At 67.6% G+C, this 12,057-nt stretch carries 14 protein-coding genes; 6 read left to right on the top strand and 8 right to left on the bottom strand.

Features of this window, described 5'->3' with window-relative positions; genetic code table 11:
- The coding region (locus tag ACFSKW_RS38525; RefSeq protein WP_379578513.1) for a GDSL-type esterase/lipase family protein at positions 1 to 355 on the top strand (355 nt) is incomplete at its 5' end.
- A gap of 84 nt (positions 356 to 439) precedes the next feature.
- On the opposite strand, the gene ACFSKW_RS38520 is transcribed toward ACFSKW_RS38525, so the two are convergent.
- Together ACFSKW_RS38520 and ACFSKW_RS38515 are read right to left on the bottom strand one after the other, a co-directional pair.
- Positions 440 to 1,984: an FAD-dependent oxidoreductase gene (locus tag ACFSKW_RS38520; RefSeq protein ID WP_379578511.1), complete on the bottom strand. Its 1,545-nt coding sequence runs from the start codon at positions 1,982 to 1,984 to the stop codon at positions 440 to 442.
- Positions 1,985 to 2,093: 109 nt separating this feature from the next.
- On the bottom strand, positions 2,094 to 3,110 hold the full coding sequence (locus tag ACFSKW_RS38515; protein WP_379578509.1) for a hypothetical protein: 1,017 nt from the start codon (positions 3,108 to 3,110) through the stop codon (positions 2,094 to 2,096).
- Positions 3,111 to 3,159: 49 nt separating this feature from the next.
- Here ACFSKW_RS38515 and ACFSKW_RS38510 point away from each other — a divergent pair, with 49 nt between their 5' ends.
- Complete coding sequence (locus ACFSKW_RS38510; protein ID WP_379578507.1) at positions 3,160 to 3,861, top strand: TetR/AcrR family transcriptional regulator; 702 nt, start codon at positions 3,160 to 3,162, stop codon at positions 3,859 to 3,861.
- 221 nt (positions 3,862 to 4,082) lie between these two features.
- Here the strand turns inward: ACFSKW_RS38510 and ACFSKW_RS38505 are convergent, their stop codons facing one another.
- Together ACFSKW_RS38505 and ACFSKW_RS38500 are read right to left on the bottom strand one after the other, a co-directional pair.
- Entirely contained in the window at positions 4,083 to 4,241 is a 159-nt protein-coding gene (locus ACFSKW_RS38505) for a hypothetical protein (protein WP_379578505.1), read from the bottom strand.
- A 595-nt stretch (positions 4,242 to 4,836) separates the two neighbouring features.
- Positions 4,837 to 5,346 carry a hypothetical protein gene (locus tag ACFSKW_RS38500; RefSeq protein WP_379578503.1) on the bottom strand — a complete coding sequence of 170 codons (510 nt, stop codon included), beginning with the start codon at positions 5,344 to 5,346 and terminating at the stop codon, positions 4,837 to 4,839.
- Positions 5,347 to 5,700: 354 nt separating this feature from the next.
- Between ACFSKW_RS38500 and ACFSKW_RS38495 the strand changes: the two genes are divergently transcribed.
- Positions 5,701 to 6,462, top strand: a complete 762-nt coding sequence (locus ACFSKW_RS38495) for a DUF6193 family natural product biosynthesis protein (RefSeq protein WP_379578502.1) — start codon at positions 5,701 to 5,703, stop codon at positions 6,460 to 6,462.
- 196 nt (positions 6,463 to 6,658) lie between these two features.
- Positions 6,659 to 7,048, top strand: coding sequence for a hypothetical protein (locus ACFSKW_RS38490; RefSeq protein WP_379578500.1), 390 nt, complete (start codon positions 6,659 to 6,661; stop codon positions 7,046 to 7,048).
- 106 nt (positions 7,049 to 7,154) lie between these two features.
- On the opposite strand, the gene ACFSKW_RS38485 is transcribed toward ACFSKW_RS38490, so the two are convergent.
- From ACFSKW_RS38485 to ACFSKW_RS38470, 4 genes are all read right to left on the bottom strand, one after another.
- A complete protein-coding gene (locus ACFSKW_RS38485; protein WP_379578498.1) occupies positions 7,155 to 7,565 on the bottom strand; it encodes a hypothetical protein in 411 nt (136 codons plus the stop codon).
- 231 nt (positions 7,566 to 7,796) lie between these two features.
- Positions 7,797 to 7,952: a hypothetical protein gene (locus ACFSKW_RS38480; protein ID WP_379578496.1), complete on the bottom strand. Its 156-nt coding sequence runs from the start codon at positions 7,950 to 7,952 to the stop codon at positions 7,797 to 7,799.
- 412 nt (positions 7,953 to 8,364) lie between these two features.
- The gene (locus ACFSKW_RS38475; protein ID WP_379578494.1) at positions 8,365 to 8,511 is read right to left on the bottom strand and encodes a hypothetical protein; all 147 of its coding nucleotides are present in this window, start codon (positions 8,509 to 8,511) and stop codon (positions 8,365 to 8,367) included.
- 17 nt (positions 8,512 to 8,528) lie between these two features.
- Positions 8,529 to 8,801, bottom strand: a complete 273-nt coding sequence (locus ACFSKW_RS38470; protein WP_379578492.1) for a WD40 repeat domain-containing protein — start codon at positions 8,799 to 8,801, stop codon at positions 8,529 to 8,531.
- Between the two features lie 324 nt (positions 8,802 to 9,125).
- Between ACFSKW_RS38470 and ACFSKW_RS38465 the strand changes: the two genes are divergently transcribed.
- Together ACFSKW_RS38465 and ACFSKW_RS38460 are read left to right on the top strand one after the other, a co-directional pair.
- A complete protein-coding gene (locus tag ACFSKW_RS38465; RefSeq protein WP_379578490.1) occupies positions 9,126 to 10,175 on the top strand; it encodes an ATP-binding protein in 1,050 nt (349 codons plus the stop codon).
- Between the two features lie 215 nt (positions 10,176 to 10,390).
- Positions 10,391 to 11,968 carry a helix-turn-helix transcriptional regulator gene (locus ACFSKW_RS38460; protein WP_379578488.1) on the top strand — a complete coding sequence of 526 codons (1,578 nt, stop codon included), beginning with the start codon at positions 10,391 to 10,393 and terminating at the stop codon, positions 11,966 to 11,968.
- The last annotated feature ends 89 nt before the right edge of the window (positions 11,969 to 12,057 follow it).

Genomic DNA, 12,057 nt, shown 5'->3' with positions numbered 1-12,057 from the left:
CTCCCCCATCGGCGCACCGCCCACCGACGTCTCCGCCGACGAGATCATCGCCGGACACCGCGAGCTGATCCGGCAGGCCCACGCGAAGGGCGTGCGTGCCATCGGCGCCACCCTGCCGCCGATGAAGGGCTCGCGCTACCACTCGGCGCGCGGCGAGGCCAAGCGCGACGCGGTCAACGCCTGGATCCGCGGGTCGGGAGCGTACGACGGGGTGGTCGACCTGGACCGCGCGCTGGCCTCGCCGTCCGACGAGGACCAACTCGACCCCGCCTACGACTCCGGCGACCACCTGCACCTCAACGACGCCGGATACCGGGCCGTGGCGGAAGCCGTCGACCCCGCCGACCTGAGCTGAACGGAGCCGGCCTTACGGGCTGGTCCAGCGACTACGGGGCCTGCGGTCGGCCTGGGGCGCGGTGCCGGTGTTGCCTGTACCGCTTCAAATTCCGAACCACTGCTGCAAGGCTGCCTGGAGTGTTTCGATCTCCATGGGATCGGGCCGGGGTGATGCAGATGCCCAGGCCACATAGCAGTCCGGTCGAAGGAGCAGGGCGGTGGGCGCGGGGGTCTGGGAGCGCGCCGTGACGATATCGACCTGGTCGTGCCGTAGGGCAAGTGACTCCGCCAGTGATGCTTCTTCGGTCAGGTCGACCAGCAGAGGGCGTGCGGTTCTGGTCAGCTCGGCCAGCCGGACCGGCCCGGTGGGGGTGTGCAGGTCCATGTCCGGGGCGAACCGGCCGGTCAGCGGGTGCGTCTCGCGTCCGCCCATGTCGTAGCGGACGTCGGCGCCCGCGGTGAGCTCGGCCAGGCGCTGCACGGTGTCCGGGTCGCGGAGCAGTTCGGTGAACACCTCGCGAAGTCCGGTGACATCGCTGCCGGGGGCGATCAGGGCCGCCTGTGCCTGCGCGTTCAGCACCATGCGCTGGGCGGCCGATCGCCGCTCTGTCTCGTAACTGTTCAGCAGCCCGGACGGGGCGCTTCCCCGGATCTCGGCGGCGAGTTTCCAACCGAGGTTCACCGCGTCCTGCAGGCCGAGGTTGAGCCCTGGACCGCCCCCCGTGGCGGCGTACACGTGGGCGGCGTCACCGATCAGGAACACCCGGCCGTCGGCGAACCGTTCGGCGACCCGGGTGTTACCGCCGGTCAGCCGGCGCAGCGCGTGCGGTCCTTGGCCGTCGGGTGGACCAAGCGGCACGTCGACGCCGAGCACGCGGCGGATGCTCGCCCGCAACTCCTCCAGGCTCATCGGAGCGTCGGTCGTGGGCTGGTCCCACTCTGTGGTGCTGACCAGCGGCGGGTGGCCAGGCATCGGCGCGTAGGAGAACCCTCCACGCTCGGTGCGGTGGGGCATGAACGGCATGACGGCGCCGTAGCCGGGCACGTTCAGCGCACCGGTCGCAGGATCGACCCAGCCCGCCGGGACCGTCGCATGCGCTGAACGCACAGTCATCCGGTCGTAGGTGATGCCGGGGAATTTGATGCCGGAGAGCTTGCGCGTGGTGCTGTGAGCTCCATCCGCGCCGATGAGGTACCGGGCCCGCAATTGGTAGGCCTCGCCCGGGCTCGCGACGTCGATGGTCACCGCGTCGTCGTCCTGCGATAGGCCGACGACCTCGTGTCCTCGCCGGATTTCCACGCCAAGTTCGATGGCGCGCTCCTGCAGGACCTGCACTATGCGTCGCTGCGGCACCGGCAGGGCATAGACAGGGCTGTCCTGCAGCAGGCTCAGGTCTAGGCCCATCGCGCCGAACATGAAGTATCTGGAGTTCGGCTGCGGAGGTTGTGGGCTACCACTGAGACGTTCATGCAGCCCCCGGTGGTCGAGCATTTTCACGACTTGGCCGAGCAATCCGTTCGCTTTCGGTTCCTCGCTGGGCTCAATCAGCCGCTCCAGCACGACCGGCCGGGCTCCTGCCAGGCTCAGTTCGCAGGCCAACATCAGCCCGTTCGGGCCACCGCCGGCGATGACGACATCTGTGATCACGTGTTCTCCTTGATTCGTACGGAAAGGGCATGACGGATGGAGCGCTGAAGCGCAGGGTCGTGGGCGGTGCCGGTCCGGCTCGCTTCGAGTTGCGGTCTTTGGGACGTGGTCAGCCGCGGTAGTACTCGGCGAGGGTGGTGAAGGCAGCCTTGGGTTCCCAAGGCATGTCGGGGTAGGTGGCTCCGAGCTGGTCCTCGTAGACTTTGACGATGCCGTAACTGGCCAGGTCCAGGTCGTCGCGAGGATCGCCGTCGGGCCGGTGCACATGGTCGTACAGCGCGAAGGTGAACACGAACGTGCTGTCGACGCCGCCAGCTTCGAATGCCTCAAGCAGCTCACGCACATACGCGGCCTGACCAGGCTCGTCCCGGGCATACTCACCGTTCAACCGGACAGGCCCATCCTTGTCGTACTCGACGATCTCCAAACCGCGAGCGCCCCGATCGCCGGCACCCTGATAGCCGGCCGCGCCGAACTCGGTGATCGCGACCGGCTTTCCCTGCGCGACCAGGCCACGGACACCTTCGGCGAAACGGTCGGCGAATTCGGCCGACCGGTAGAGATCCATGGACACGATGTCGAAGAGTGCCCAGTCGACGCGCTCAAGCGGCACGGAGGCGTAGGTCACCTTGCCGCCGAAGCGCTCGCGGACCAGCGCCACGGCCGTGCCGAGGAATTCGTTGACACGTGCGCTGAGCTCGCCGATCTGCTCCCGCACGCGATCCGGCCGGCTCAGCAACGCGACCCGCTCGTCGGTGCTGTCACCGGGCAGGAACCCAGGATTCATCAGGCTCAACTCGGCACCAACGACGAACACCACCTCGGCTCCCCGCCGCCGCAGCCGCTCCGCGCGTTCGGCGCAGTCCGCGAACAGCGACAGCATCTCCTCGGCGGTCAGTTCGAGGGGGTAGGGGGAGAACCAGACCTCCACACCCAAATCGGCGGCGTGCGCCGCCGCCAGCTCAATCCGCTCCGGGTCACCGCCCATGACACGGACCGCGGTGCAGTGCAGGTCATCGCGGATGATGCGCAGCTCGCGCTCGACCACATCCGGGTCGAAGCGCTTCCGGGAGATCGCTCCGTTCTTGACGAAGCCGGTGTCATAGCTGATGCCCTTGGCCCTCATCGTTCTGGTCCTTCCTGATGGAGTGAGGACGCCAGGCTAGACAAAAAGAATGCGTGCACGCAAATTTGCGCGCACGCATCCAAGCTATGCTGAGACGGTGACGATGAGACGGACGGGGCTGCGCGAGCAGAAGAAGCTGGCCACCCGAGAGGCATTGCGTGCGGCGGCCCTGCGGCTGGCTCTTGAGCGTGGACCGGACAACGTGCGCGTCGATGACATCGCCGAGGCCGCCGGCGTCTCACCGAGGACGTACAACAACTACTTCTCCAGCCGCGAACAGGCGATCGTCGCCGCCGTCGCCGGCGAACGGGAAGCGCGAGTCGCGGCGGCGGTGGCCGACCGGCCCGCCGACGTCGGCCTCGCCGACGCCGTCATCGAGGCGATCGTGGATCAGTACACCGTCCCGGACGCATCCGGCCGGGACGCGCTGCTGCTGATCACCACCCGCCCCGCGCTGCGCGACGCATTCGTCGAAACCACCACCGCGATCGAACATCCCCTCACCGACGCGATCGCCGAACGTCTCGGCGATGGCGACCCGCACACCGCACGGGTGCTCGCGGCGAGCGTGGCCGCCGCAGTTCGCGTGGCGCTCGAGCAGTGGCTGCAAACCACTGCCTCGTCCTCCACAACCAGTGGGCTCGTCGTGCCGTCCGGCTCGCTACCAGACCTCCTTCGCACCACTCTCGCACCCCTCACACCCGCACTCGACGCCGCCGAGCAACGAGCACTCCGCCGCCGGCATCAGTGAACCCCCGCCTCAAGAAACGGCGCCCCGGCATCTGTCGCTGAATCGTCGCTGGCGCGTAGGAACCCGCCGAACACCACCAATCAGACCGCGCCCGCTCTCGTGCGACTACGACGCCTGGCACGTGACAGAGAACTCAAATGATCTGTCGCACTGGCCCTTCCAGAGCCTGTAGCGCGTCAGAACTTGCGCATACGTTCTGATCTGGGGTTTCTCTGGCCAAGCTACGCGGTTCTGCGGTGCTCGCTGATCGCTCCGCGGAGTATCCGGTCGGCGTTCGATCCGGCCTCCCATGGGCACCACAACCTGCTCATCTTGATCGGGTGGTCGTCGCCCACGCGCTCGGTGAGGACGATGCCCGTTGTAGTGATCGATGTACCCATCCAGGACAGCGCGCAGGTGCCTGTGGGTGCCAAGAACTCGCCCGCCTGCGACCGGCGCGCATTCGTGGATCAGCCCGCCGAGGCGGTCACGTCGAATGACCCTGATATCGTCCTCGACCGGGTCGGGAAGGGCTCGCAGCGGACCGGCCTGGCCCCGGGAGCGAGGTGGGCGATACTCATTGAAGTGGGTCTCGTAGATGGCCGGCACGCGTCGTAAGTGGCGGGCGTTGACGATAAGGATCCGATCGAGGAGTTTCTCGGCGCAGGCCGCCGATCCAGCGTTCGGCGAACGCGTTGGCTCGCGGAGCCCGAGGTGGCGTCTTGAGGATGCGGATACCCTCGGCCGTGAAGAGCTCGTCGAACATCGTGGTGAACTTCGTATCCCGATCGCGGATGAGGAACCTGAACCCCTCCACCCTGTCCCCCAGCTCGATCATCAAGTTCCTGGCCTGCTGCGCAACCCACGACCCGGGTGGGATGCTCGGTGGCACCGAGGACGTGCACCCGGCGGGTCCTGATTTCCATGATGAGCAGGCAATACAGGCGCTTGAACAGCACGGTGTCGCAGTGAGAGAAGTCGCTCGCCAAGATGCCCTCAGCTTGAGCGCGCAGGAACGCAGTCCAGGTTGGTCCCGCGCGTCGCGGCGCTGGGTCGATGCCGGCCTTCTTGAAGATGAGCCACACCGTTGAGGCCCCGACCCGGTTGTCCAGAGCGGCGAGTTCCCCGGCAATCCGCCGGTACCCCACCGCGGATTCTCCCGGGCCAGACGAAGTACCAAGGCCTAGACGGAGGCGCGGGGGGCCGGCCCTGGCTGCGGCGCTTGAATGTCCAGCGCCGCGGCACCAGATCGGCGTGCCAGCGCAGCAGCGTGCCCGGCGTCACGAACAACCACCGACGATCTTCCGAAGACAGCAGACGCGCCAACACGCTGATCACCGCCCGATCCGCCCATGACGGCTGGGGCCTTGCCACCTGCCGACGCAACACCGCGAGCTGATGACGCAAGACCAGAATCTCCGCGTCCTTCGACTGCTGTGAGCGAGCCAGCAGCACCACCCACTCCGCGAGCCGGACGAAGATCAGATACAGCAACCGCAGCGCCATGGACAGCGATCATGCCTGCCAGACCGAGAACGCCAAACCCCAGGTCAGCCCCAACGGCCGAGTTTCGGGCACCCACAGGCTCTGGAAGCACTCTAGGAAGATTCTCCCCGTCGTCGTGTCGACCTGTGCCGACGCGTGCCGTGTGGTACCGCGTACACGCGCGCAATCACCGAGCAACCACGCGTTCCTGACCATCGGCATTATGCACGTCGGCCGGGCCCACACTCCGCCAGATCAAGGCTCCCGCAACCGCGACGCTCCTACCCATCATCCACGTCCGGCAGGGTCCCCCCTGAACGCGCGGACACGCCCTGACCGGTTCAACATCAGCATCGCTGCGGCACAGTTGAAGCCGTGACACGACAGCCGCGAGAGAACTACGTCCGCCTCTATCCAGAGATCAGCCTGGCGGGGAGTCTCCAGGCCGCGATGCAGACCGTGCTCAATCACGCAGGCTATGAGCTGACAGCGCTGCCCGCCAGCGCGCCCGGATGGTGGGACTGCGCAACACGAGTCGGTGATCGTCACCGGCATGTGAACGCCAACGCGGCCAGCCAGGAACGCTGGTTCCTGATGGAGTTCTGGGACCGAGGCGTCATGATGGCCAAGGCCCAGACCGGCGACCTGTCCGTGGCGGCTGACGCCATCGGCCTCTGGCAGGCGGGCTCGCGTCTGCATGAGTTGAAGGCCGCATGCCCGTTCGTCGAGTACAGTCCGCTCGCCGAAGCCCACGAACGCGGCGCCGCGGTCGAAGCCCAATGGGCGATCTACCGCACCACCTCAGCCCGGCACGTCGATCACGATCTGATCGAAGCCGCCTACACCCACCCCCGGCTGCGAACACTGTTCCCCATCCACAGCCACCGGTCGCTGAACTTCAGCCGCTGCACCGGATTCCCCTACACCTACGACATTCCCATGATCGATCACCGACCTAACGGAACATACCGCGTCGTGTGGTGGCACGATCGCTCGCCTGACGGACCCGCCATCGAAGAAGCCGACAACGCCCACGACGCCGTCGCCGTGGTCATCGCCCACCTCCCGGACGGCTGCGGGCCAGCCGTCGCTGGCACCGCCAGTGACCTTGACAGCCCGACCGCAGATTCCACATAAAGGGCAGAAGGTCGCCGGGCAGGCCGTGCCCGAGCTTGGTCGGCCCGACGGCGCCAAGCTTGCTGCGGGGAGGACCGATTCGCCGCCCGTTCCCCTTCGCGAGAGAAGGCCACCCAGCCGAGCGCAGCAAAATCGTGCAACTCGGTGTGGCAGGTCAGCTACGGTCGCTTCGGAGGTGCACGTGTCCTGGCCATCTGTGATCATTCTTGCCTCCAAGGCAGAGTGCTCGTCGCTTGAGGGGCGGATCCGTTCCTTCGAACTCGTGCCAGACCCTGCGACGGGCGACGAGAGACTGCACTGGCAGGGGTACTCGTATTACATCGACCTCTCAGGTGGGATCCTGGCCGACTTCGGGCCTGAGGAACTGGAGCAGATCGCGGCCCGGATCGGCGAACCGTATGGGGTCTATGTGTCGTGCCAGTCCATGGACGCTGCCCGGGTCTTCCTAGGGCAGGTTCTTCCTGGCCTCGACGGGCTCGTTGACACCAACCACAACGACATCCTCCCGGCCAGCGAGTTCCTTGCATTGCTGGCTCGCCATCCGCGATGGGACTGGCGGCGCATACCGAGCGCGGACCCCCAGTAGAGCGGCTCTCTACGCACTGTGGTTTTGTCCCGCGCAGGTCCCGATGAGGATGACGGCGAGGTGAAGCGCGGCCCGATACTCCAAACGTCATCGTCCGGAATGTGGCTCACTTGTCATCAGTTGCACCGAGCAAGGTCTCCTCCAATGCGGCCAGTTCGGCAGGGTTGACTGTAGGTGGCGTCCCTCCGAAGCTCTGGACACGTTCGACGAACCGATCGTCCAACCGCACGTGGTACTGCGCGACGTAATAGGCCAGGTCGGTGTACCAGAACCACTGGCCATCGGTCAGGAGCGCCAGGTGGGCGACGGGCTCTTCTGAACTGCTCAGAACGTCGGGCACCGATGATGCGGTAACCGCGAGCACAGTGCCCGCACGCAGATACCTCACCAGGAGGCCCTCATTCTCATCACCCTGATCGCGCACTGCCAAACGCAGTGAGGGCCCGTCCAGGCGCCCATGGCGCAATTCCCGGAATTTGCCCAAAAAACGATCCGCGTACTGCCTATGCCCACCCATCGGAGCAGAGTAACGCGCGCTGACCACCCCAGAATTTCTGCCGGTCCAGGGCGTTCCACTAGCCCGTAGGAGCTTGCGACGTGACGGCGGACCAGAGTCACCGGCATGCAGCTTTCGCTCATGGATATGATCGCTGACATCAAAGCGCTCGGCCTCGCGGGCGCGGGGCCGAGGTGTTTACCGCTGGCGGCGCCGATGTCACCGTCGATGGTTCGAGCCCTCTTAGAGCTGCTAACTGCGGTACTTCGCCCAGCGGCCCAGCAGTACCGAGCCCACGTCGATGCCGCCCAGCAGTGCGGCGCCAGCCTCCGCGGCCTTGTGCACCAGCTCACCGGGCGGCGCCTGGATCTGCCGAGTGATCTCGTCGAGTACCCGGTGGGCGTCCACGGCCTGCGACAGCTCCTGGGCCGCTCGTCTCGGATCGGTTTTCGAGCGGGACAGCCTTAAAAGGTCGAGCAGGCGGGTGTTGCGTAAATACCGTTCTGATGCATCTCAGGGGCACAGCTTGCGGTATTCGGGGCCGGCCGGGATGTAGAGGGCCCATTCGGCGAGGGTGAGGGATCGTCCCACTTGGCGGCACAGAGCGGAGAGCACGTCGTCTGGGTGGCCGACGTCCCAGAGCCGTACGCTTCCGTCGGCGTTGCCGGTGGCGAGGGTTCGTACCGGTGAGCGAGAACGCGACCGCCTCGATCCCGGAGGTCTGGCTGGTGAGGGGCGTGCCGGTCTGGCGGCGGGTGCTGACCTCCCAGAACCGGACGACGCCATCGCTGCTGCCGGTGGCAAGGGTCTTGCCGTCGGGTCAGAAGGCCAGGCCTTGCGCGTCCCCGGCATGGATGCCGGGCTCGCCTATCCGGCGGTGTGTGGCGGTGTCCCAGAGCCGCACGGACTGGTCGGCGCCGGCGCTGGCCAGGGTGCCGCCGTCGGGCGCGAAGGCCACGGAGTTCACCTCACCGGTGTGGCCGGTCAACATGCCGATCTGGCGGTGGGTGCCAGGTCCCACAGCTTCACCGCTCCGAAGGCGTCGGTGCTGACCAGCGTTCTGCCGTCCGGGGAGAACACGACCGCTTCGACCCAGCCGGTGTGGCCGAAGACGGCGATCTGGCGATGGGTGGAGACATCCCACAGCCGTACGGTGTCATCGGCCGAGCCGCCGGCGAGCCAGTGGCCGTCCGGAGAGAACGCGAGCACCTGCGGCAGTTCCTCGATGAAGTCTCCCTGCTGACGGTCGGTCTGCACATCCCACAACCGCAGGTAGTTAGGGCCGGTGGTGGCGACCGTGCGCCGGTCCGGACTGAACGCGGCGAAGATGGGTCCCAGAGCCGGATGCCACGGTCCTGGCCGCCGGTGAGCAGAATGCGCCCGTCCGGGGAGAACGCCGTGCCGGGGAAGTCGCGCACGAGCATGCCAGGGCGCCAGCGCATCGGTAGCCCATTTTTATCTGAAATTCACCTGAAATGATCACAAAGCGGGTTTTGTAGGAGTGTGAGGATCACACCGCCGCATGACTCGTCGGATCGTCCGCCTGTGAGGGCGGCGCGGAGCACTGCCGGGAAGCGAGTCGTGTCGCCCACGCTGGTCGGGCGCGTTGAGGAACTGGCGACGCTGGTGGCGGCGGTGACGGGTCCACCGGCGGTGGTGTCGGTCGAGGGCGAGGCGGGGGTCGGCAAGACCAGGCTGGTGTCGGAGCTGCTCAGCCGGCCCGAGGTCGCCGGCCACCGGGTGCTGCTGGGCCGATGCCACCAGTTCCGCGAGTCGTTTCCGCTGGGCCCGGTGATCGAGGCGGTGCGCGGCATCGGGGACGAGCTGCGGGGGCTGCGTCTCAGCGGGGTGGCCGGGGCGTTGCGGCCGTTGTTGCCGGAGCTGGCGGAGGTGCTACCGGCCGCACCCGATCCACTGGACGATCGGATGGCCGAGCGTCACCGGATTTTCCGGGGCTTGGCGGATGTGCTGGTGACGGCTTCGCCGGCGGTGCTGGTTCTGGAGGACCTGCACTGGGCGGAGGAGCAGACCACCGATTTCGTGGCCTACCTGCTGGGCGATCCGCCGCCTGGGCTGACGGTGGTGCTCACCTATCGGGGTGAGGAGGTCAGCGCGGCGGTGCGGGCCTCGACGGTCAGGCTGCCACCTGGTACGAGTAGAGCCCATCTTGTGCTGGCACCGTTGGACCAGGGCGAGACCGGCGCTCTGGCGACCGCGATCCTGGACACCGACCAGATGTCGGAGGAGTTCGCCCGCTATCTGTGGGAGCGCACCGCCGGTTTGCCGTTCGCGGTGGAGGAAGTGCTGGCTCTGGTGCGTGAGCGCGGTTCGCTGGTACGCCGCAGTGACCGCTGGACCCGCAGGGTGCTGGAGGAGCTCGAGGTTCCCCGGGGGGTCAGGGACTCGACGCTGGAACGGATCGCCCGGCTGCCGACCGGTGCTCAGCGGCTGGCCGAGGCCGCAGCTGTGCTGCAGACCCCCGTTGCGCTACCGGTTCTGCGGTCCGTCGCCGAGGACGCGGGTGGAATCGAGGGACTGGAGGAGGCAGTCGGCTCGGGCCTGCTGATCGAGGACGCGAAGCGTTCGGGTTCCGCCACGCGCTGGCGGCCCAGGCGGTCTACGAAACCCTGAGCAGTCCCCGCCGGCGCGAGCTGCACGGCCGGGCGGCCGAGGCGTTGCGGGCCCTCGACCCCGTTCTTCTCGGTCAGGTGGCTCATCACCTCAGGCAGGCGGGCCGCCTCGACGAGTGGGCCGCGGCCGCGGAACAGGCGGCCGGGCAGGCCATCGCGCTGGGGCACGAGGACGAGGCCGTCCGCCTGCTCGCCGAGGTCGTACGACATGCGCCGATGACGGGCGAGCTGCGCGGTCGGGTCGCGGTCAAGCTCGGGTGGGCCGCACTGGACACGCTGCATGCGCGGGAGGTCATCGCGCTGCTGGACCACCTTCTGGACGATGACCTGGCCGGGCCGGTGCGCGGAGAGTTGCGGTTCCTGGTGGCCGTCGCCTTGGGCCAGGCGGGCCAGGACCCGGCCCGGCAGCGGGAGCTGTTCATGGCCGCGATCAGTGATCTCCAGGACCGTCCGGATCTGCGGGCGTGGGCGCTGATGGGCCTGGGCGTCACGCCTCGTCCGGGCGGCCCGATCTCAGAGTGTGTGCAGTGGCTGAACCAGGCACTGGAACTGGTTGACGAGGTCGACGACCGGCTGCTTGAGGTGTTCGTGCTGGGCAAGGCCGGTTCTGTCTTCCTGGACATCGGGGACCCGTCGTGGCGTGGTGTGGCCGATCGTATGCTGAAGATCACCGGCGGCTCCCCTCAGCAGCGTCGCGAGGCTAACGCCCATTATTCGGTCGGTATCTCCGCCTGTTACGCGGGCCACTTCGACATGGCGGAGTCGATGCTCACCAGTGGACTCCGCGCTTCGGCCGTGCAGCAGAACCGGCGGCTCGAGGTCATGCTCCGCAGCGGACTCGCGCTGCTGCGGTATTGCCGCGGTAGCTGGAACGGATTGCGCGGCGAGGTCGACGACCTCCTCGCCGACGTGGCCCATTACGCGACGAGTCGCATGGACATCGAGCTGGTCGGCGGTGGCCTCGACCTGGCGTACGGCGCGGTCGACGACGCACATGAGCGGCTGCGGCGGGTCACCGAGCTGGCAGTGGAGATCGGGGCGTACGAGGTCGTGCCGGTGGCGGTCGGCGGGTGGGCACGCGCCACGCTGGCGCGAGGTGACAGACAGGGTGCGCTCCACTGCGTCGGGGTTCTGCTGGACGCGCTCGACGTACAGGGTCTTTGGCCATCGGTCGGCTGGGCGCTGCCGTCGGCCGTCGAGGTATGGGCGGCGGCCGACGAGCACGAGGAGGCGCGACGCTTCACCTATCGCGTGGAGCGAGAGCTGCGTGATCTGGATGCCCCGCTCGCCTCCGCTGCCTTGTGTTACGCCCGGGGTGTGCTGGACGGCCGCGCGGACGAGTTCGTGGCGGCGGCCGAGGAGTACACCAAGGTGTCCGCACCGTACGAAGCGGCGAGGGCGAACGAGCGGGCGGCCGGCCTGCTGCTCGCCGACGGGGACGTGCGGGGAGGCTCGATGCTGCGGGACGCCGTGGCCGCCTACGAGCGGCTCGGCGCGAGGTGGGACCACGACCGTGCCGCCGGTGTCGCTCGGTGGCACGGTGTCGCGCTCCCGGCCCGCCATCGCGGTGGGCGTCAGGGCTACGGCGCGGGGTTGTCTCCCCGCGAGCGTCAAGTGGCGGAGCTGGCCACCGCCGGGCGGACCAACAAGGAAATCGCGCAAGCGCTGTTCGTCTCGACCAAGACAGTGGAGAAGCACCTAGCTGCGGTGATGCGCAAGCTCCAAGCCCGCTCGCGCACGGAGCTGGTGCATCTGCTGGGGCGCGCGGCGGGCAAAGATGGAGGGTTTCCCTAATAGCTAGCGGTTCACTCACTCCCCGAGCCTGTCGGTGTGGAAGAGACCAAACCATCGGCAGTCAGCCCATCAGCGCCGGACGAGGAGAT

The organism is Nonomuraea mangrovi, from assembly GCF_042681425.1.
Taxonomy (GTDB): Bacteria; Actinomycetota; Actinomycetes; order Streptosporangiales; family Streptosporangiaceae; genus Nonomuraea; species Nonomuraea mangrovi.
This window is presented reverse-complemented; position numbering and strand designations above follow the sequence as displayed.